The organism is Aureimonas sp. AU12, assembly GCF_001463705.1.
GTDB lineage: Bacteria > Pseudomonadota > Alphaproteobacteria > Rhizobiales > Rhizobiaceae > Aureimonas.
Window position 1 is genome coordinate 104,106 of the sequence record NZ_BBWH01000043.1, and the last position, 19,128, is coordinate 123,233.

General features: G+C 67.6%; 19 protein-coding genes. 4 read left to right on the forward strand and 15 right to left on the reverse strand.

All coding sequences use genetic code 11. The features are described from left to right. Positions 1-33: 33 nt before the first annotated feature. The 6 genes from AUL33_RS17345 to AUL33_RS17370 form a co-directional block, all read right to left on the reverse strand. Positions 34-963 carry a phosphatidate cytidylyltransferase gene (locus AUL33_RS17345; protein ID WP_062211114.1) on the reverse strand — a complete coding sequence of 310 codons (930 nt, stop codon included), beginning with the start codon at positions 961-963 and terminating at the stop codon, positions 34-36. Continuing rightward, positions 960-1,574: a lysophospholipid acyltransferase family protein gene (locus AUL33_RS17350; protein ID WP_062211117.1), complete on the reverse strand. Its 615-nt coding sequence runs from the start codon at positions 1,572-1,574 to the stop codon at positions 960-962. Before AUL33_RS17350 ends, AUL33_RS17345 begins: the two co-directional genes overlap by 4 nt. After that, entirely contained in the window at positions 1,571-2,218 is a 648-nt protein-coding gene (locus tag AUL33_RS17355; protein ID WP_062211120.1) for a CDP-alcohol phosphatidyltransferase family protein, read from the reverse strand. Before AUL33_RS17355 ends, AUL33_RS17350 begins: the two co-directional genes overlap by 4 nt. Positions 2,219-2,355: 137 nt before the next feature. Next, on the reverse strand, positions 2,356-2,832 hold the full coding sequence (rpsI, locus tag AUL33_RS17360) for a 30S ribosomal protein S9 (RefSeq protein WP_062211122.1): 477 nt from the start codon (positions 2,830-2,832) through the stop codon (positions 2,356-2,358). Continuing rightward, positions 2,832-3,296, reverse strand: coding sequence for a 50S ribosomal protein L13 (rplM, locus tag AUL33_RS17365; protein ID WP_062211127.1), 465 nt, complete (start codon positions 3,294-3,296; stop codon positions 2,832-2,834). The genes rpsI and rplM overlap by 1 nt, the downstream gene beginning before the upstream one ends. A 192-nt stretch (positions 3,297-3,488) precedes the next feature. After that, on the reverse strand, positions 3,489-3,947 hold the full coding sequence (locus AUL33_RS17370; RefSeq protein ID WP_062211130.1) for a PaaI family thioesterase: 459 nt from the start codon (positions 3,945-3,947) through the stop codon (positions 3,489-3,491). Between the two features lie 101 nt (positions 3,948-4,048). Here AUL33_RS17370 and AUL33_RS17375 point away from each other — a divergent pair, with 101 nt between their 5' ends. Next, a complete protein-coding gene (locus tag AUL33_RS17375) occupies positions 4,049-4,393 on the forward strand; it encodes a cupin domain-containing protein (RefSeq protein WP_062211133.1) in 345 nt (114 codons plus the stop codon). Here AUL33_RS17375 and AUL33_RS17380 read toward each other — a convergent pair. The 4 genes from AUL33_RS17380 to AUL33_RS17395 all read right to left on the reverse strand — a co-directional run bounded on the left by AUL33_RS17380 (position 4,383) and on the right by AUL33_RS17395 (position 11,266). Next, the gene (locus AUL33_RS17380) at positions 4,383-5,666 is read right to left on the reverse strand and encodes a cytochrome P450 (protein WP_082652696.1); all 1,284 of its coding nucleotides are present in this window, start codon (positions 5,664-5,666) and stop codon (positions 4,383-4,385) included. The two genes, AUL33_RS17375 and AUL33_RS17380, sit on opposite strands and share 11 nt — an antisense overlap. Before the next feature lie 104 nt (positions 5,667-5,770). Then, positions 5,771-6,811: a heme-binding protein gene (locus AUL33_RS17385; protein ID WP_062211136.1), complete on the reverse strand. Its 1,041-nt coding sequence runs from the start codon at positions 6,809-6,811 to the stop codon at positions 5,771-5,773. 263 nt (positions 6,812-7,074) lie between these two features. Next, positions 7,075-7,920: a metallophosphoesterase gene (locus AUL33_RS17390; RefSeq protein WP_062211139.1), complete on the reverse strand. Its 846-nt coding sequence runs from the start codon at positions 7,918-7,920 to the stop codon at positions 7,075-7,077. Between the two features lie 31 nt (positions 7,921-7,951). Next, complete coding sequence (locus AUL33_RS17395; RefSeq protein ID WP_062211142.1) at positions 7,952-11,266, reverse strand: helicase-related protein; 3,315 nt, start codon at positions 11,264-11,266, stop codon at positions 7,952-7,954. 197 nt (positions 11,267-11,463) lie between these two features. On the opposite strand from AUL33_RS17395, the gene AUL33_RS17400 reads away from it, so the two are divergent. Next, a complete protein-coding gene (locus AUL33_RS17400; protein ID WP_062211447.1) occupies positions 11,464-12,300 on the forward strand; it encodes a polyphosphate kinase 2 family protein in 837 nt (278 codons plus the stop codon). A gap of 4 nt (positions 12,301-12,304) precedes the next feature. Here the strand turns inward: AUL33_RS17400 and AUL33_RS17405 are convergent, their stop codons facing one another. Beyond that, on the reverse strand, positions 12,305-13,933 hold the full coding sequence (locus AUL33_RS17405; RefSeq protein ID WP_062211145.1) for a Na+/H+ antiporter: 1,629 nt from the start codon (positions 13,931-13,933) through the stop codon (positions 12,305-12,307). Between the two features lie 76 nt (positions 13,934-14,009). Continuing rightward, on the reverse strand, positions 14,010-14,435 hold the full coding sequence (locus AUL33_RS17410; protein WP_062211148.1) for a DUF4174 domain-containing protein: 426 nt from the start codon (positions 14,433-14,435) through the stop codon (positions 14,010-14,012). Between the two features lie 147 nt (positions 14,436-14,582). On the opposite strand from AUL33_RS17410, the gene pncA reads away from it, so the two are divergent. Further along, positions 14,583-15,212, forward strand: coding sequence for a bifunctional nicotinamidase/pyrazinamidase (pncA, locus tag AUL33_RS17415; protein ID WP_062211151.1), 630 nt, complete (start codon positions 14,583-14,585; stop codon positions 15,210-15,212). Positions 15,213-15,238: 26 nt separating this feature from the next. On the opposite strand, the gene AUL33_RS17420 is transcribed toward pncA, so the two are convergent. Next, positions 15,239-15,820: an NADPH-dependent FMN reductase gene (locus tag AUL33_RS17420; RefSeq protein WP_062211154.1), complete on the reverse strand. Its 582-nt coding sequence runs from the start codon at positions 15,818-15,820 to the stop codon at positions 15,239-15,241. A 93-nt stretch (positions 15,821-15,913) separates the two neighbouring features. Between AUL33_RS17420 and AUL33_RS17425 the strand changes: the two genes are divergently transcribed. After that, complete coding sequence (locus tag AUL33_RS17425; RefSeq protein ID WP_062211157.1) at positions 15,914-16,294, forward strand: helix-turn-helix domain-containing protein; 381 nt, start codon at positions 15,914-15,916, stop codon at positions 16,292-16,294. A 3-nt stretch (positions 16,295-16,297) separates the two neighbouring features. Here AUL33_RS17425 and AUL33_RS17430 read toward each other — a convergent pair whose 3' ends face one another. Continuing rightward, positions 16,298-17,350: a histone deacetylase family protein gene (locus AUL33_RS17430; protein WP_062211160.1), complete on the reverse strand. Its 1,053-nt coding sequence runs from the start codon at positions 17,348-17,350 to the stop codon at positions 16,298-16,300. A gap of 34 nt (positions 17,351-17,384) precedes the next feature. Then, positions 17,385-19,013: a peptide chain release factor 3 gene (locus AUL33_RS17435; RefSeq protein WP_062211163.1), complete on the reverse strand. Its 1,629-nt coding sequence runs from the start codon at positions 19,011-19,013 to the stop codon at positions 17,385-17,387. Positions 19,014-19,128 lie beyond the last annotated feature (115 nt).

The following is a 19,128-nucleotide window of genomic DNA, read 5'->3' on the forward strand; positions in this document are numbered from 1 at the left end:
GCGCTTCATCGGCCGCCGGTAGGCCGGCCACTATCAGGGCGTGAACCAATAGCGCGTCATGTGGAAGAGGAGCGGGGCGGAAAAGGTGATCGAATCCAGCCGGTCGAGGACGCCGCCATGTCCCTCGATCAACGTCCCCCAATCCTTCGCGGCGAGATCGCGCTTCACCGCCGATAGGACGAAGCCGCCGAAGAAGCCGGCGACGACGATCACCGCGGACATGCCGGCCGACTGTAGCGGCGTGAAGGGTGTCAGCGGATAGAGGAGCGTGCCGATGCCGATCGCCAGCAGACCGCCGCCGACGAGACCCTCCAGCGTCTTCGAGGGGCTGATGTTGGGGGAGAAGCGGCGGCGGCCGATGAGCTTGCCGACGACATATTGCAGGACGTCGCTGAGCTGCACCACGAGCACGAGATAGACGAGGAGCAGCACCGGGTCCGCGCCGGTGTCGAGCATGGTGAGAGCCGGCGCATGGCTGATGCAGTAGACGCAGAGCATCAAGCCCCACTGCACCCGCGCGCTGCGCGTGAGGAAGTCCCGCGTGTCGCCCGTCAGCGTCGCGACGGCCGCAAGACCCAGGAAGGCGTAGACGGGAATCAACACTGAGAAGAGACCGTACCATTGCGTCCACAGCAGCACGTATTGCAGCGGCAGCAGCGCGAAGAACGACAGGAACAGTGCGCGGTGATCGCCCCGGCGCGAGGGCGTCAGGGTCCAGAATTCGCGCAGCGCCACGAAGGACAGGAAGGCGAAGAGCAGCGCCGTCGCCGTGTCGCCGACGATCAGCGCGCCGCCGAAGACGATCGCCATGATCCACCAGGACCGGGTGCGCGCGTTCAGATTGTCGATGGTGCGGCGGCCCTCCTCGGTGGTCGCGCGTCGCGCCAGGATAGCGCCCGCGAGGGAGCCCGCGGACAGAACCAGAAGAACGCCGGCGAAGACCCATCCGAGAGCCGTGGTCATCGGGCGCGCTCTCCCAGGGTTTCGACGGCGGCGCGCGCGCGGGCGAGAAACGCGGCCTTCTCTTCGCCGGGGACCACGGTCAGCGCCGGGCCGAAGCGGGCGGTGCAGGTGATCGGCACGATGAGGTAGCTGCCCTTCGGCATGACGCGGGCGAGGTTGTCGAGGTGGACGGGCACGAGATCGACGGCGGGAAAGGCCTGAGCCAGATGGAAGAGCCCGCTCTTGAACGGAGCGATGCCGTTCTCGTCGGCGCGCGTGCCCTCGGGAAAGATCAGCACCGATCCGCCGTCGGCCAGGCAGGCATGAACCGGCGCCAGCGGATCGCCTTGCGCGCTGCGCGTCCGGTCGATCAGCACCGAGCGCAGGCACGCTTGCGAGACGAAGCGGCGCAGCGGCGTGCGGCCCCAATAGTCGCGCGCGGCGACGGGATGGGTCTGCGCCCGGATCGCGGGCGGCATCGCGGCCAGAACCGCCAGCGTGTCGAAATGGCTGGCATGGTTGGCGAAGTAGATGGTCTGGCGCAACGAGGGCTCGCACGCCGCATAGGCGCCGCGCGCGCCGATGAGGAGACGCACGAGACCCATCAGAAGGGCACGGACGAGGGGGATCATGCGCCGAGCATCCGGGCGATCGTGCGGGTGCGCGTGATGCAGGTGAGGAGGCTGCCGAGCGCGATCAGCGCGAGCGTCCACACGAGAACGTCCCAGCCGGGTCCGACCGCGAGGCGCCAGACGAACTGCGCGAGCAGGCCCGCGGTCAGGAGCGCCATCCGTCGCTGCTTGGCCATGATGCCGGAAAAATCCTGCGGCAGGCCGAGTGCGCCGCCGAAGACGCGGACATAGGCGGTAAGGGCAGCCAGAAGCGCCGCAGCCCATCCGAGATCGGGCCAGCCTGCCGCATAGCCGGCGGCGGCGAGCAGAAACGTATCGGCGACCCGGTCCGGGAATTCGTTGTAGAGCGCGCCGACGAGCGATTTCTTGCCGCCCTCGATCGCCACCATGCCGTCGAGAAGATTGCAGAGCAGGCGCAGCTGGATCGCGAGCGCCGCGACGAGGAAGGTGATGGGATGGTTCCATCGAACCAGCGCCAGCGCCCCGAGGCCGGCGAAAAGGATCGATAGGGTCGAGATCTGGTTCGGCGTCACGCGGCCGGCGGCGAGCTTCGACGCCAGCGCGATCATGACGCGCGACGAGCGGCTGGCGATGGGCCGCCGGCCCGGTTCGTTCGGCAGAGGTGAACCCAACGGATCCGGCATCGTGTTCCCCAAGCGGTACGCCAGCAAAGACGCACTCCCAAGCTGTACCGCGATTCGCCGCACCGGCAACGCCGAAACGAAAAAGGCCGCGGCATATGCCGCGGCCCTCGATGGATGAAACCGAATGGCTTCGAAGCTTAGCGCTTCGAGAACTGGAACGAACGACGAGCCTTGGCGCGGCCGTACTTCTTGCGCTCGACCGTACGCGAATCGCGCGTCAGGAAGCCGCCCTTCTTGAGCACGGCGCGAAGGCCCGGCTCGTAGTAGGTGAGAGCGCGCGAGATGCCGTGACGAACGGCGCCGGCCTGACCGGAGAGACCGCCGCCGGCGACCGTCACCATGATGTCGAACTGGTCGGAGCGCGAGGCCGCGACGATCGGCTGGCGGAGCACCATCTGGAGAACGGGACGCGCGAAATATTCGGCGAAGTCCTTCTCGTTGACGACGATCTTGCCCGAGCCGGGCTTGATCCAGACGCGGGCGACCGCGTCCTTGCGCTTGCCGGTCGCATAGGCGCGACCCTGAGCGTCGAGCTTCTGGACGTGGACCGGAGCGGCGACGGTTTCCGTCGCGTTCACGGACGCCAGGCTCTGCAGGGAGTTCATGTCGGCCATTATGCAGCCCTCGCGTTCTTGGAGTTCAGCGCCTTGACGTCGAACGTCTCGGGAGCCTGGGCCTCGTGCGGATGCGCGGCGCCGGCATAGACGCGAAGATTCTTGAGCTGGCGACGGCCGAGCGGGCCCTCGGGGAGCATGCGCTCGACGGCCTTCTCGACGACGCGCTCGGGGAAGCGGCCTTCGAGGATCTCGCGCGCCTTGCGCTGCTTGATGCCGCCGGCATAGCCGGTGTGCCAGTAGTAGGTCTTGTCCTGGAACTTCTTGCCCGTGAAGACGACCTTGTCGGCGTTCACGATGATGACGTTGTCGCCGTCATCGACATGGGGCGTGAAGGTCGGCTTGTGCTTGCCACGGAGGCGAAGCGCGACGAGGGAGGCGAGACGGCCGACAACGAGCCCTTCGGCATCGATGACGATCCACTTCTTCACCACCGTCTCGGTCTTCTGCGAGAAGGTCTTCATACGGGAATCCTTGGGTCACTCGTGCGTCGACCGCGGACGAAACCCCCGGCCATACGAAAAAGGCGGCAGACGCCGCACTTGATGCGCCTTCCATACGGAGGTCAGCGGGGGAATGCAAGCGTATCCGCTCGCATTTCACTCGTCGCATTTTGATCGAACCCGAACAAAAACAATGTCTTGTCATGTATGGTATCAGGATACCGCAACAATCCGCGATGGAGTCGGTTGCTTCGGCGGAATGGAGTACGTCCCGACCGCATGAGCCGCAGGCAGTTCGTCCGCAGCGCCGCGGATGGCGATCTCGACCACCGCAAGCCTGCGGCCGAGCTTCAGGAGGCTGGCTTCCGCCCGCAACAGGCCGGGCGACGGCTTGGTCAGGAAGTTGATCGACATGTTCGTGGTGACGACATGCATCACCGGCCCGATATGGGCGAGGATGCAGAGATAGGCCGCGACGTCGGCGAGGGCGAAGAGGCTCGGGCCCGACACGGTGCCGCCCGGCCGCAGGTGCCGCTCGCCCGCGTCGAGCGCGAGCGTCAGGCGGCCCGGCGCCAGCGCGTCCAGACGCGCGCCCATGCCGGCGACCCCTGCCTGCGGAAACTCGCGATCGAGAAAATCGGCGACTGCGTCGAAGGTCATGGCCAGCTGCATCGGCGGTTCCTTGTCTCCCTACGAGGATCGTCCACACGATGGCATTCCCCGTGTTTCCTGCTAACCCATCCGCCTTCGATGCCCAACAACAGGACTTCGCAATGACGCTGTTGCTCTCCATCTCCACCGACGGGCTCGAGCCGGAGGTCAGCCGCCCGGCACCGGACAAGGTGATCGCGGGCGACCCCATCCACCGGACCTGGAACTGCGAGGACGACGGCGACGGGCTCTATGCCGGCGTTTGGGAATCGACGCCCGGCGAGTGGCGAGTCGCCTACGCCGAGTGGGAGTACTGCGAGATCCTCTCGGGCGTTTCGGTGCTGACCGACGAGGAAGGCGAGAGCCGACGATATGTTGCCGGCGACGCCTTCGCGATCCGTCGCGGCTTTCAGGGAACGTGGCGGGTCGAGGAAACGACGCGCAAGCGTTACGTCATCAAGCTCTGAGGCGTCGCGCCTCGAAGGTGAGATCGAGGCGTTCGACGCCGCGGAAATGATAGCTGTCGCGAAAGCGCGGCGGCTCCTTCGGGCGAAGGGCTCCGAGCCCGGCCAGGGCGCGAAACGCCAGTCCGAGCTCAAGGCGCGCCAACGGCGCGCCGATGCAGAAGTGAATGCCGCCGCCGAAGGCGAGATGCGGGTTGCCGCATCGCGCGGGATCGAACCGGTCGGCGTCGGTGAAGACGCGTTCGTCGTGGTTGGCGGAGGCCAGGAGCAGCGCCACCTCTTCGCCGCGCCGCAGTGGCTGCGATCCCACATGCGTATCGACGAGGGCAAAGCGGCGGAACAGATGCAGCGGCGTGTCGAAGCGCAGGGCCTCCTCAACGAGCGAGGCGGTCGATCCCTCGTCGCATGTCGCCGCTGCCAGATCGACGCCAGCGTCGAGGGCCGCGGCGAGGCCGTTGCCGATCTGGTGGACGGTCGCCTCGTGACCGGCATTCAGCAACAGCACCACGAGCGAGACGAGTTCGGGCTCGCTGAGGCGGCCGCCCTCGGTCTGCGCGACGAGAAGGGCCGAGAGGAGATCGTCACCCGGCTTCGCCCGCTTGATCGCGAGGAGCGACCGCAGATAGTCGGCGAAATCGCGAGACGCGGCATCGGCGCGAACTTCCACCGTGCGGTCGCGGCCGAACTGGTACATGGCCACCATCGCATGCGACCAGCGCAGCAGGAGGTGCGCGTCCTCGCGGGGTACGCCGATCAGGCCGGCGATGACAGCGACGGGGAGCGGCTCGGCGAACTGTGAGACCAGTTCGACCAGTCCGTCCTCCGCGAACGCGGCCACGAGTTCCTGTGCGACGTGCTCGATCTCCGGTGCCAGCGCCTCGATCCGGCGGGAGACGAACGCGCGCGTCAGTAGCGAGCGCAGGCGCGTATGCGTCGGCGCTTCGAGATCCAGCAGCGAATGCGCTTCGAGAGCCGCGAAATGGCGAAGGTGCGAAGGAACGTCAGACGCCGCCGGGCGGCCCGATCCGTCCGGCGAGACGACGCGCCCGAAGTCGCGACTTTTCAGAATGCGCGAGACGTCGCCATGGGCGGCGATCGCCAGGCAACTGGCATCATCCCAGCGGGCGACCGGCGCATGGGCGCGCAGATATGCGTAGACGGGGTAGGGATCGGCGAAGAAGACGGGATCGCGTGGGTCGAGGCGGAACGAGCGCCCATCCGGCGCGAGAACGAAGCTCGGCGGGAGCGCAGCGAGAGAGCGGGTCGGAAGGTCCATGTCTCGACTTTTGCCGTTGTCGCCGCCATGAGGCAACCGACGGCGGAGACGAAAACGCCCGCCGGAAGGGCGGGCGCTTCGTTCAATCTGAGTTCAGGCGAGGCTCAGCGCTCGACCTCGATCAGGATCTCGTTGCGGCGCATGAAGCCGGGCGTCCATGGCGCGTTGTAGAACGCATAGATCGGATCACCCTTCTGCTTCAGGTTCTCGTCGGCGACGTAGTTGTAGAGCGCCATCAGCTTCTTCGAGGCAAGCGAAGCCGAGAAGTTGCCGCTGAAGCGGATCGCAACGAGGCGCTTGGCCGAGACTTCGCGGATCGCCACATCGTTCGAGTTCGGCGTCGGCAGGCTGGCCTTCGTGAACTTCTTCGGCATGACGAAGCGGATCGCCCAACCCTTCGTGCGGCCTTCGCTCTCGGAAAGCTGCTGCAGCACCGGGACCGTCATCGCGATCTTCTTGCCGGACCGATTGTTGGCGGCGATGAAGTCGTAAAGGGTCTCGAAGCCACGACGGCGAGCCTTCTCGTGGTAGCCGGTCTTCACCGTCTCGGCGACGATCATCGCGTCATAGTCGCGGATCTCGATCTCGCCGTCGCGGCGAACGACGTCGTATTCCGGCTCCTCGGCGTGATCGGCGATCTTCTTGGTGACGTAGAACGCCGTACCGATCGCGAGAATCGCGCCGCCTGCGATCAGCGCGGTCGAGACGTTCGGGCGCTCGCGCAGGTAGTCGACGCTACGCTGATAGCCGCGCCCGCCCTTGAAGCTGCTGCGGTGGCCGAACGCGGGGAACGAGAACGACGAAAGGGCCGGCAGGTGGTCGCGCAGGTCGCTGGCGCGGTCGCCGAGCGAGTGGCCGGCCTTCGAGAGGGAGGACTTGGCGTCGTAGAGCGAAGCCTTGGCGTCATCGGCGCTCGGAAGCGACAGGCCGGTCAGGAAGCTCGGGAGGTAGCGCGAATAACCGCTGTCGGTCGCGCCGTAGAGGCGGTTGACCTCGTGCTCGACGGCCCGGCGCAGGCGCTCGGCCTTCGAGGGCCGCGGATTGATACGCGCAACGACCTGCGACTCCAGTTCTGCGATCCGATCGCCGATATCGCTGATGGCGTCGGTCAGACGCCCATAGGCCGTAGGCTTGTCGCGAAACATCTCGTTCTCCTCAAAATCGCTCGGGGCGATGCGCACGCGGCGACCGCCATACGAAACTCTTGTGACCCGGAGGTTCGGGTCGCCGCCTGTCAACGTCGATGCGATGGCTTGGTTGCGAGCGCGAAGGATTTCTCGGTCGTGCGTTCGTGAAGAATTCGTAAACCTCGCGCAACCTTTGGCAGCACTCGCCAATTAGGAAGTATCAGGTTTTCATGGCCTGATACTCCAGCCAAATTGGGCGGCCCTCGGGCCGCCCCTTTTTGTTACGGCCATCGAAAGAGCTGAGGCCGGGCATTTTCTGCGTCGTCGCCGATGGGGTCGAGCAGCGTTCCCATCCCGCGATCCACCCCGATTGGTACGACGCGCCGAACCGTCCCGTCGCGCCGCGCCGTCCAGAACTGCAGCGTCGAACTTGCCGCGTCGAAAACCGCCGCCGTCAGCACGTGCGAAAAGAACGCCCCGGTGTCGATCGAGATGCGGTTCTCGGTGACATGGGGGCGGGGTGGCGACTGGGGCGTGTGGCCGTGGACCACCGCGGCCTCCAGCGGCCCGACATAGCGCAGGAAGACACTGCGGATCCAGAGGCTGGCCTCTCTCGGCTGATCGACCAACGCGATGGCGGGATCGACCCCGGCATGGACGAAGACGAGATCTCGCCAGCGCACCAGTTGCGCGGCCTCTTCGAGCAGCGACGCATGGCGCGGCGTCTCGGCCAGGATGCCTCGGCGTATGTCGGAAAGGGGTGTGGCGGGGGCCGCATAGGATTGCAGGGTTTCGAGCCCGCCCTGGCCGAGCCAGAGTTCGAGATCGTCGGCCATCGTCGGGTCGCCCGCCAGACACCGCCGCAGCCAGTCGTCATGGTTGCCCAGGCACAGCTTCGAGCCCGGGAACCGCTGGAGGGCGCCGATCACGAGATCGAGCACCCCGCGACTGTCGGGTCCACGGTCCACGAGATCGCCGAGAAACACGATTGCAGCGCGCCCATCGTCCGGTGCCGTTCGCTCGATCTCCCGCAGGAGCGGCGCGAGGAGATCGGCGCGCCCATGGACGTCGCCGATCGCGTAGACGCGCTCGACCGTCTTAGAAAGCGTCTGGGGTCCGGCACTCATGTTCCGGTGTCCGCTGCTCGGCTGCCGATACTCACGACGCGCCCTCGATGGCCCCGAGTAGACGACCCACCGCCTCGAAGCGAGCATCGGTTCCCAAGGTCTCGACGGGATAGACGAGCTTGAGGTCGCTCCAGCGCCAGTCCTTGGGCAACGCCTGCTCCATGGCTCGCTTGGCGTCGTCCCGCGTGCGGAACACGGCCGCGATCCCCTTCGGTCCGGCGGCGAGCTTGGCGATCCCGAGTTCGAAGCAGCGGATGCGAATATCGGCGAGTTGCAGCATGACGCGGGCGGGCCTGGGCAGGGCGCCGAACCGGTCCTCGATATCCACATCCAGCGCCTCGAGGGCGCTGCGTTCGCGGACCCGGTCGATCTCGGCATAGAGATTGATGCGGGTCTCGTCGTCGGGCACGTAGACCGCGGGAATGCGGCCGGCGATGCCGAGCAGGATCTCGGGCGTCCAGTCGTCCGGCACTGGCTTGCCTTCGGCGACGAGGAGGGCACGGCGCAGGAAGTGGCGGTAGAGCGTCAGGCCGACGAGCTGGAGATGCCCGGCCTGCTCCTCGCCGAGGAGGTCCCCTGCGCCGCGAAGATCGAGATCGCGCGCGCTGATCTGGAAACCGGCGCCGAGCCGGTTCATGGCCTCGAGCGTCCGCAGCCGCCGCTCGGTCTCGGGTGCCAGCGTCTGCCCGGCTTCGCAGAGGAGATAGGCGACGCCGCGCCGCGAACCACGCCCAACCCGTCCGCGCAGCTGATGAAGCTGGGCGAGGCCGAACCGGTCGGGACGCCAGACGATCATCGTGTTGGCGGCGGGTACGTCCAGGCCGCTTTCGATGATGTTGGTGGCCAGCAGTATGTCGCCGTCGCCCTCGGTGAAGCGCAGCATGGCCTCGTCGACTTCGTCCGGCGGCAATTGGCCGTGGACGACACCGACACTGAGGTCCGGCACGAGCTTGCCGAGACGCGCCGCCATCGGCGCGATGTCCTCGACGCGCGGGCAGACGACGAAACTCTGGCCGCCGCGCCGGTGCTCGCGCTCCAGCGCCTCGCGCACGAGATCGTCGTCGAAGGCGGCGACCACGGTCTGGATCGGCTGGCGCAGCACGGGGGGCGTCGCGATGATGCTGAGTTCGTTGAGGCCGACGAAGCTGGCCTGCAGCGTCTGTGGAATGGGCGTCGCGGTGAGTGTCAGGACATGGGCGCCGTCGGCGAGGCGCCGCAGCACCTCCTTCTGCTTGGCCCCAAACCGTTGCTCCTCGTCGATCGCCACGAGGCCGAGGTCGTCGAAGCCGATGCCTTTGCCGCACAGCGAGTGGGTGCCGACGACGACGCGGATGCTGCCATCCTTCAGCCCCTCGCGAATGCGCTTGGCCTCCTTCGCGCTCGTCTGGCGCGACAACTGCGCCACCTCAATGTCGAACCCGGCAAAGCGCCGTGCGACGGCGCGCGCATGCTGCTGGGCAAGAACCGTGGTCGGCGCGACGATCGCGACCTGACGCCCGGCGAACGCCACGGCGGCGGCGGCGCGCAGCGCCACTTCCGTCTTGCCGAAGCCGACATCGCCGCAGACGAGCCGATTCATCGGGCGACCCGAAGCAAGATCGGCGAGGACGCTGTCCACCGCCTTCGACTGGTCCGGTGACAACTCGTAGGGGAAGCGGGCGCAGAAGCGCTCGAACCGGCGCCGGTCGGGCTTCAGCGGTTTGGTCCTGGCGTCGCGTCGGGCGGCGGCGAGGTCGAGCATGCGCTCCGCCGTGCCGCGCACGCGCTGGAGTATCGAGTTGCGGCGCTCGATCCAGTTGCCGCCCTTGAGCTTGTCGAGCGTGACGCCGCCACCGCCGCTCGAATAGCGCCAGAGGGCCCCGATCTCCTCGACGGGTACCATCAGCTTGCCGTCATCGGCATAGCGCAGGCGCACCACATCGCGCTTGGCGCCGCCATGCTCCATGCGCTCGAGCCCTTCGAGAAGGCCGACGCCGTGGTCGAGATGGACCACGGCGTCGCCGATCGCGAACTCGGCATCCGCAAGGTTGAAAGGCGAGGCGGCGTCGGAGCGCGAAACCGTGGCGGCGTGACCGCCGAGATCCTGCACCGTGACGACCGTGACCTTCGCACCGGGAACACGGAAACCCTCGGTGACGGGCAGAACCATCGCGAACGCCGCGCCCGCCTTCGACGAGAGAACCGCCGGCCAGTCGGCGTCGCGCTTCAGCTTGCGTCCGAGATGGCGCTGCGCCCGCCGCGTCCAATCCGTCAGCAGCGCGGATGTCGGCGCGGCGAGCACGAGCGTGTTGCCCGCCGCCTTTTCGGTCAGGAAGGCTTCGAGGGCTTCCCATGGCTGATCGGCTTCGGCGAAGCGCGGCACGAAATGGGCGTCGCGCGCGGCCTGTCCCGGCTCGTCCTCGACGACGACGGCCAGCCTCGTGGCGATGGCGCCGTCCCATTCCTTCAAGCCGAGAAACATCCGCGACACCGCGACCGGCCGCTTGCCCGAGCGGGACTGCGCGGCGTCCGCGGCCGACTCGTCGGCGGCCTCCAAGAAGGCGACGGCGCGACGCTCGACACCGTCTTCCAGCGTGACGGAAGCCTCGCCGATATAGTCGAAGATGGACTCCAGCTTGTCGTAATGGGTGGCCAGCCGGTGCTCGCGTCCGGTCGCGCCGCCGAGGTCTGCGGGCGCCGGTCCCGGCACCTCGCTGGCGGGATCGATGATCAGCATCTCGCACTCGGCGATCGTGCGCTGGGTCACGGCGTCATAGGAGCGGATCGCAACGATGCGACCTTCGGCATGCTCGACGCGGCAGGGCGCCGGCGCGGCGGCCGGAAAGAAGTCGATGACGCGGCCGCGGAGCGCCGCCTCGCCGGGCTCGTCGACCCGGTCGTCGAAGACGTAGCCGACCTCGCGCAGATGCGCTTCGATCTCGGTGGCATCGACGACGTCGCCGACGCGGAACTCGCGGTGGAGCGAGGTCCAGATCGGGCGAGGCGGAACCCGGCGCAGCAAGGCCTCGGCCGTGGTGACGAGGATGGCGGGCCGGTTGTCCGCGTTGGTCAGCCAGCGCAGCACGCCCATGCGCTGCCCCATCACGGAGCGCGACGGGGAACACCCATCGTAGGGCAGGCAGTCCCAGGGCGGGAAGTAGGCGACGGGGCGGTTGGGATCGAAGGCTTCGAGCACGTCCTGGATGTCGCGCGCCCGGCGGGCGGTCTGCGCGACGTAGACCACGAGGCGGCCCCGGTTGTTCGCGGCCTGCCGGTGGATGAGTGCGGCCGTCGCGCCGATCGGGCTGAGGGGCGCCAGCTTCTCGGCGGTCGAGGTCTGGGTTTCGAGGCTGACGGACTGAAGCATGGAACGCATGAACCCTGTGGCCGGACGATCCGGTCAGAGGTGAACGTCGCATTCCCTCCAACGATCCGGGACCGTTGCGGCCGTCCCCCGGAATCTGCGTGGCCACGCCTACGTCGCGGGAACCGCCGGGAAGACCCCCGGTGGATGTTCCCTGCGGAAACGACAGGTATAGCGGGAGTTTGAACGAGGAGACGCAGATGACGCGGCACCAAACCCACCCGCACGGCAGCGACCATCGGCCGCTCTCGCGGCTCGACATGTCGCTGACGATCGAGAAGGACGCCTACGAGACGCGGCTGAAGGCGCAGCAGCGGCGATTTCAGGAGATCCAGCAGGCCTATCTCCACACGAAGGACAAGGCGGTCATCGTCTTCGAGGGATGGGACGCGGCGGGGAAGGGCGGAACCATCCGCCGCATCTCCTCGGTGATGGATCCGCGCGGCTTCAAGGTCTGGCCGATCGCGGCCCCGACGGCCGAGGACGCCAAGCACCACTATCTCTCGCGCTTCTGGCAGCGCCTTCCCGCCGACGGCGAGATCTGCGTCTTCGACCGGTCCTGGTACGGACGGGTGCTGGTCGAGCGCATCGAGGGCTTTGCCGAACCCAGCCAATGGGGCCGCGCCTATGGCGAGATCGTCGATTTCGAGCGCTTGCTGGCGGACGCGGGCACCCGCATCGTCAAGATCTTCCTCTACATCACCCCGGACGAGCAGTTGCAGCGCTTCGAGGACCGGATGAACGATCCGCTCAAGCGCTGGAAGCTCTCCTACGAGGACTTCCGCAACCGCGACAAATGGCATGAGTACGAGGACGCGGCGAACGAGATGATCGAGCGCACGTCGAGCACCACCGCGCCCTGGATCGTGTTGCCGGCCAACGACAAGAAGTACGCGCGCATCGAAGCGCTGGATGCCATCGCCGACCGGCTATCGGACGGCGTCGACCTCAGCCCGCGTCCGGCCGACCCGAAGCTGAAGGCCGAATACAAGCAAATGGTAGAGGCCGACCGCAAGGCGAAGAAGAAGGACGGCTGAGGCCTCAGCCGCCGTCGAAGCGCGCTTCCAGAAGATCTACCTCGCGGATCAGGCGGCGCAGCGTGTCGTCGGGCATCGCGTGACGGCGGCGGAGATCGAACAGGGCGTCGCGCTCGGCCCGCAGTCCGGCGAGCCGCAGCCGCCGTTCGGCCTGGAACATCTCGCGGCCGCGCGCGATGTCTCCGGCCTCCGAACCGTCGACCAGCTGTTCGTAGCGGACGAGCGCCCGCCCGGCGGCTTCCGAATACAGCGTCGGTTCGTCGGCGGTGCGTGTGAGGGAATCGCGCAGCGTCTGGATCGCCTCGCGGGCGGCCCGAGCGGCGACTTCGCGCGCCTGCCGCTCCTCGTCGTCGCGGGCCGGCGTCGGCGGCAGGCGCACGCGGCGCAGCACCGGCGGCAGCACGATCGTCGCGGTCACCAGCGAGATCAGGATGACGCTCATCGCGAGGAAGATCGCGAGATCGCGGGCGGGAAACGGCGAGCCGTCCGAGAGGACGAAGGGCAGCGTCAGGATACCTGCCAGGGTCACCGCGCCCTTCACGCCGGCCAAAGCCGTGGCGACGGCGAGCCCGATCGGAAAGGGAATGACGGGCGCGCCGGCCAGTCGGTTGCGCCGCAGCGTCAGTGCCAGCGAGATGCAGACCCAGACGAAGCGGAAGAAGGCGAGCGCTGCCGCGATCACCAGCGCGAGGAGCGCGAGTTCAGCGAGGTTCAGCCCATCCGACGACAGGGCGCCACTCGTCGCCTTGTCCACGATGCCCGGCAACTGCTCGCCGAGCAGCACGAAGATCGCGCCGTTCACCGCGAGCTGGACCGTGTCCCAGACCGCACTGCGGCGCATGCGTGTGAGAGCCAGCGCGCGCCCCTGGTTCTCGACGAAGCTCATGGTGACGCCGGCCGCGACCGCGGCAAGGATGCCGGACGCATGGACCTCTTCGGCGAGGAGATAGACGCCGAAGGGAATGAGCAGGCTGAGAAGGGTTTGCGTTCCCGGATCCTCTCCGACGCGCGACAGGATGCGGTCCTGCACGTAGGTCACGCCGAGCGTTACCGCGACGCCGATGGCGATGCCCGCCACTGCCAGCCAGAGGAAGGTCGCGAAGGCTTCCGTCGCCGAGAAGCTGCCGGTGAGCGCGGCCGCGATGGCGAAGCGCAGGCAGACGAGGCCCGAGGCGTCGTTGAGCAGCGATTCGCCTTCGAGGATGTGCATCAGGCGCGGCGGAATCGGCGCCTGCTTGGCGACGGCCGAGACCGCGATCGGATCGGTGGGCGCCAGAACGGCGGCGAGCGCGAAGGCCACGGCCTGCGGCATCGCCGGCACCAGCCAGTGGATGAACCAACCCATGCCGAGCACGGTGAAGACGACGAGCCCGAGCGCCAGCGCAAGGATCAGACGCCCATCCTGCCGCAGGCTTTCCTTCGGGATGCGCCAACCATCGAGAAAGAGCAGCGGCGGCAGGAGAACGAGGAAGAAGATCTCGGAACTGAGCTCGACGCTCGGCAGCGGACTGAGCGCCAGCACGACGCCGAGGGCGATCTGCAGGAGCGGCAGCGGCACGGGCACGATCCGCTCCAGCGTGCCGCTGACCGTGACGGCGACGAGAAGCGCGAGGACGACGAAGACGATTTCCATGGCGGGTTCCGGTGTGGTCCCGCTGCCATAGCCGGTTCCGCGCGCCGGCAGAACCGTCTTGCGTCGTCTTCCGACGTCAGCGCCCGCTTCGGCGCATCGGCATGGCGTCGATCACGCCGAGGATCTTAGCCAGCGCAACGGGCTCCGCGCTCCGCCATTTGACCCCGCCATCCTTGCCGACGAGGATCGCCTCGAAGCTCGGCCGGCCCTCGACGCCAAGACGCCGTGCGATGTCGGCCGGTGCGTCGCTCGGCGGCGTGCCGTACACGGGGGCAGCGCGCCCGTCGACGATTGCGAAGACCAACATGTCGCGCTCGCCGAGCGCCGCCTCGTTCGACAGGATCTCGCGGCGCTGCCGGGCCAGCGCTTCGCTGTCCGCATCCGCGGCAACGAGCACGAGGACGCGCTTGTCCCAGCGCAGGTCGTCGAGCGTCTTCGCATGTGCCGGCAGGACGGCGAGGCCGGCCATGAGGGTGGCGGTGGCGACGAGCCAGGGGGGCATCGGCGTGTCTCCTCGGTAGGAACCGTATTCACGACAGGAAGCCGCCGGGCCGTCCGCGTGTTCCCTCACGGGTGTGGGATGGGCGAGCGTGGCATGGCGGCGCGGGACAGCTAAGGTGTCTCGGCATCCTGTGGAGACGATTCGGCCATGATCCTGCACACGAATTCGAACGACGCGCTCGTCGTGGTCGACGTCCAGAACGACTTCTGCCCGGGCGGTGCGCTGGCGGTGGCCGATGGCGACGCGGTCGTGCCCGTCGTCAACCAGCTGGCGGGTCGCTTCGAGAACGTCGTGCTGACGCAGGATTGGCACCCCGCCTTCCACGTTTCCTTCGCCGAGACGCATGGCCGCGAGCCGTTCGGCACGGTCGACCTGTCCTACGGAACGCAGGTCCTGTGGCCGCGCCACTGCGTGCAGGGGACACGCGGCGCCGCGTTCCACGACGGGCTCGACATTCCCCATGCGCAGGCCGTGATCCGCAAGGGCTTCAATGCCGGCGTCGACAGCTATTCGGGTTTCCGCGAGGCGGATCGCAAGAGCCCGACGGGCCTCGCCGGCTATCTGAACGAGCGATCCATCAGGCGCGTCTTCGTCTGCGGCCTCGCCACCGACTTCTGCGTGGCCTGGACGGCGCTCGACGCGCGCGATGCCGGGCTCGACGTCGTGCTGGTGGAGGATGCCAGCCGTGACATCGACCTCGACGGATCGATGGCGCGGGCGCTCGCTGATATGGACGCGCGCGGGGTCGTTCGCGTTTCGGCCGCCGACATCGTCTAGATGCGGCGGCCGGGGCGGTCGATCGATCAGGCCGCGTCGGCCTGTGCGCTGGTTCTGGGCTCCGACGTGCGCTCGATCCACTTGGTGAAGCGGTCGAGGAAGCCGTTGAGGAACTTCGCGGTGCCCTCGTCGGTGACCGATCCATCCGCGCCGAAGAGCTCCGGCTTGTACTGGAAATAGACCTCGGGCTGGCCCATCAGCACGACATCGACGACGTTGAGGACGCTCTTGAGATGGTTCTGCCCGGCCGCGGTGCCGGTGGAGCCCGGCGTCGTGCCGATGAGCCCGCCGGGCTTGGCCGCGAACGAGTTCTGGCCGTAGGGCCGGGTGCCCCAGTCGATGGCGTTCTTGATGACCGGCGGGAACGAGCGATTGTATTCCGGCGTGACGAAGAGCACCGCGTCGGCCGCCTCGATCTCGCGCTTCATGCGCAGTACGGGAGCCGGGCCGCCATCGGCCCACAGATCCTCGTTGTACATCGGCACGTCGCCGAGTTCGACGAACTGGAACTCCAGCCGGCCGGCGGCAAGCTTGCCGAGCGCTTCGGCGAACTTGCGGTTGATCGACTCGCGGCGTAGCGACCCGACGAGAACAGCGACCTTTTTCATGGAACGAACCTCGTATAGAAAAGTGACCGAGGGCATTTGAGCGACCGACTGCTGCAATGCAAGACGGCACTTTTTCATGCGTAGGTCACCGCCATGAAACCGACCCATCTTCACCCGCCCGGCCGCTGCCGGATGATCGACGAGGTCCTGTCGCTGATCGGCGACAAGTGGAGCATCTACGTCGTGGTCATGCTGGGGCAGGGCAAGCGCCGCTTTTCGGAACTGAAGCGCGAGGTCGACGGCATCTCGCAGAAGATGCTGACGGTGACGCTGCGCGGCCTCGAGCGCGACGGCTACGTGACCCGCACTGCCTACGCCACCATCCCGCCCCGCGTCGAATACGAACTGACGGAGCTTGGTCAGGACCTCCTCGTGCCGGTGCGCGCGCTCGGCGACTGGGCCAACCGCAACGAGTCGCGCGTCGTCGGAGCGCGCATCCGCTACGATGCACGGCGGGCTCAGGCGGCGGAATAGCGGTCAGCGGTGCCCGGCGACAAAGCGCTGGGTGAAGAGCGGCGCGGCCTCGGCCACGGCTTCGAGCGAGTAGCCGCCCTCCTGCACGATGACCGTCGGCAGGCCGAGCCCGGCGATCCGCTCGGCGATGGCACCGTAAGCCGGCGTCGTGACGGCGAGCTTCGAGAGCGGGTCGGCGTGGTGGGCGTCCCACCCGGCGGAGACGACGAGAGCCTCCGCGCCGAACGCAGCGACGGCGTCAACGAGCGTCCCGACAGCCGAGGTGAAGGCCGTGTCGTCGGAGCCGAAGGCCAACGGGACATTCAGGTTGAACCCGTCGCCCTCCGCTTCGCCGCGCTCCTCGGCATAGCCGAAATAGTGAGGATAGTAGGCGCTGGGATCGGTGTGGGTGGAGGCGACCAGGACGTCAGGTCGAGCATAGAAGATCGCCTGCGTCCCGTCGCCGTGATGGGTGTCGAAGTCGAGGATCGCGACCCTGGCAAAGCGCGAGCGCAGAACCTGCGCGGCGATGGCGGCATTGTTGAAGAAGCAGAAGCCGGAGGCGCGATCGACATAGGCATGGTGGCCGGGCGGTCGGCAGAGCGCGAAGCTTGCCCGCGCCCCGCCCGCCACGTCGAGTGCCGCAGACGCCGCCGTCTGTGCCGAAGCGTAGGCCGCGGCATAGGTTCCCTCGGTCATCGCGCAGGAGAGATCGCCGATATACCAGCCGGTGCGCCCGAGAATGCCTGTGGTGCGCGGCCGGCCCCGCGCGCCGAGACCCGCGACGCCCGCTGCATAGGGGTGGACGTTCGGCAGCACTTCCGGCCCGGCATTCGGCAGCGCGGTGAATTCGGCGAAGGCCGTGCGCAGGAACTCGACATAATGGTCGGCATGCACGGCGAGGATCGGCGCGAGGCCATGATCGGCCGGTTCGTGCGCCGCGAGCCCCAGCCGACCCAGCGTGTCGGTCAGCGTCTGCGCCCGGTCCGGGTTTTCGAGCGGACGCACGAGGCGCCCGTGGACGCCGTACTGGGTCGGGCGATGGCGGAGTTGATCCGGGGAGAAGAACAGCTTCACGGCATGACCTCGCTGGAGCGATGGACCGGGTGGCTCAGACGGACACGAGTTCGCGCGTTTCCTCGAAGCGGATGTCGGGATTGCGCTCGCGGGCGTAGCGCAGCTCCCAGTCGCTCTTGGGCAGATAGACCGGCCGCTCGTCGCGGTCCTGCGCCACCTGCATGACGTTGTCGCGCATGAAGTCCTTGAGCTTCTTGTCGTCGGTGGCGGTGATCCATCGTGCGGTGGAATAGGGCACCGGCTCGAAGCCGATCTCGGTCTTGTACTCGCCGCGAATGCGCGAAGCGAGAACGTCGAGCTGCAGCGGGCCGACGACGCCGACGATCCAGTTGGACCCGATCATCGGCTTGAAGACCTGCACCAGACCCTCTTCGGCGAGATCCTCCAGGGCGCGGCGCAGCTGCTTCATGCGCATCGTGTCCTCGAGCCGGACGCGGCGCATGACCTCGGGCGCGAAAGAGGGCAGGCCGGTGAAGCGGAAGGGCTCGGCCTCGGTCAGCGTGTCGCCGACGCGCAGCGTCCCGTGGTTGGGAATGCCGATGACGTCGCCGGCGAAGGCTTCCTCCGTCAGCGCGCGCTCCTGCGCGAAGAAGTAGATGGGGTTGTTGACCGCCAGCGGCTTGCCGGAGCGCACGTGGTTCAGCTTCATGCCGCGCTTGAAATGGCCCGAGCAGAACCGCACGAACGCCACGCGGTCGCGGTGGTTCGGGTCCATGTTGGCCTGCACCTTGAAGACGAAGGCTGAGACGGACTTGGTTTCCGGCGAGATGGCGCCCTTGTCGGAGGGCTGCGGGCGCGGCGGCGGCGCGTAGCGCGCGACGATTTTGAGAAGCTGGTCCACCGAGAAGTCGCGCAGCGCGCTGCCGAAGATCACCGGCGTCAGGTGGCCCTGGCGGTAGGCGTCGACGTCGAACTCGGCATAGCCGTCACGGGCCAGTTCGGCCTCTTCGTGGAAGCGTTCGGCGACATGGGCCGGCAGCATCTTCGTGAGTTCCGGGTCGTCGATGCCCGACATCGCCTTGACGCTGTCGAACGTGCCGTTGGCGCGCGTCTTGGAATAGAGGAATTCGTTCGACGCGAAGTCGTAGCAACCCTGGAAGTCGGTGCCCATGCCGACCGGCCAGACCTGCGGCGAGACGGAAAGCGCCAGCGCCTCCTCCAGTTCGTCCAGCACCTCGAACGGGCTGCGCCCTTCGCGGTCCACCTTGTTGACGAAGGTGATGATGGGAATGTCGCGCAGGCGGCATATCTCGAAGAGCTTGCGCGTCTGCGCCTCGATGCCCTTGGCCGCGTCCACTACCATGATGGCGCTGTCGACCGCCGTCAGCGTGCGGTAGGTGTCCTCGGAGAAGTCGCTGTGGCCGGGCGTGTCGAGCAGGTTGAAAGTGATGCCCTCGCGCTCGAACGTCATCACCGACGAGGTGACGGAGATGCCGCGCGACTGCTCGATCTCCATCCAGTCGGACCGGGCGCGTCGGTTCTCGCCGCGCGCCTTGACCGCGCCGGCCATGTTGATGGCGCCGCCAGCGAGCAGCAGCTTTTCGGTCAGCGTGGTCTTGCCGGCGTCCGGGTGCGAGATGATGGCGAAGGTCCGCCGGGTCGCATAGCCTTTGGCGCTCGCCGCGCCGGGAGCGGCGGGCATCATGTCCGTTGCGGCGCTCATGGGTCACCTTTTTCCGGGCGGGCTCGGATCGAAATGGCGAGCCGCCGCATGTCTTTGGCCTTCAATGACGGTTGAGGCCCGCCGCTGCAAGTCGGGAGATGGTGTCCGGCGCGAG

Coding starts and splice junctions, on each gene's coding strand:
- AUL33_RS17380 (WP_082652696.1), bottom strand. CDS start 5,666: ATGGACCTTCCGACCCGCTCTCTCGCTGCGCTCCCGCCGAGCTTCGTT.
- AUL33_RS17355 (WP_062211120.1), bottom strand. CDS start 2,218: ATGCCGGATCCGTTGGGTTCACCTCTGCCGAACGAACCGGGCCGGCGG.
- rpsI (WP_062211122.1), bottom strand. CDS start 2,832: ATGGCCGACATGAACTCCCTGCAGAGCCTGGCGTCCGTGAACGCGACG.
- AUL33_RS17400 (WP_062211447.1), top strand. CDS start 11,464: ATGACGCGGCACCAAACCCACCCGCACGGCAGCGACCATCGGCCGCTC.
- AUL33_RS17435 (WP_062211163.1), bottom strand. CDS start 19,013: ATGAGCGCCGCAACGGACATGATGCCCGCCGCTCCCGGCGCGGCGAGC.
- AUL33_RS17390 (WP_062211139.1), bottom strand. CDS start 7,920: ATGAGTGCCGGACCCCAGACGCTTTCTAAGACGGTCGAGCGCGTCTAC.
- AUL33_RS17375 (WP_062211133.1), top strand. CDS start 4,049: ATGACGCTGTTGCTCTCCATCTCCACCGACGGGCTCGAGCCGGAGGTC.
- AUL33_RS17395 (WP_062211142.1), bottom strand. CDS start 11,266: ATGCTTCAGTCCGTCAGCCTCGAAACCCAGACCTCGACCGCCGAGAAG.
- AUL33_RS17425 (WP_062211157.1), top strand. CDS start 15,914: ATGAAACCGACCCATCTTCACCCGCCCGGCCGCTGCCGGATGATCGAC.
- rplM (WP_062211127.1), bottom strand. CDS start 3,296: ATGAAGACCTTCTCGCAGAAGACCGAGACGGTGGTGAAGAAGTGGATC.
- AUL33_RS17420 (WP_062211154.1), bottom strand. CDS start 15,820: ATGAAAAAGGTCGCTGTTCTCGTCGGGTCGCTACGCCGCGAGTCGATC.
- AUL33_RS17345 (WP_062211114.1), bottom strand. CDS start 963: ATGACCACGGCTCTCGGATGGGTCTTCGCCGGCGTTCTTCTGGTTCTG.
- AUL33_RS17405 (WP_062211145.1), bottom strand. CDS start 13,933: ATGGAAATCGTCTTCGTCGTCCTCGCGCTTCTCGTCGCCGTCACGGTC.
- AUL33_RS17385 (WP_062211136.1), bottom strand. CDS start 6,811: ATGTTTCGCGACAAGCCTACGGCCTATGGGCGTCTGACCGACGCCATC.
- AUL33_RS17410 (WP_062211148.1), bottom strand. CDS start 14,435: ATGCCCCCCTGGCTCGTCGCCACCGCCACCCTCATGGCCGGCCTCGCC.
- pncA (WP_062211151.1), top strand. CDS start 14,583: ATGATCCTGCACACGAATTCGAACGACGCGCTCGTCGTGGTCGACGTC.
- AUL33_RS17350 (WP_062211117.1), bottom strand. CDS start 1,574: ATGATCCCCCTCGTCCGTGCCCTTCTGATGGGTCTCGTGCGTCTCCTC.
- AUL33_RS17370 (WP_062211130.1), bottom strand. CDS start 3,947: ATGCAGCTGGCCATGACCTTCGACGCAGTCGCCGATTTTCTCGATCGC.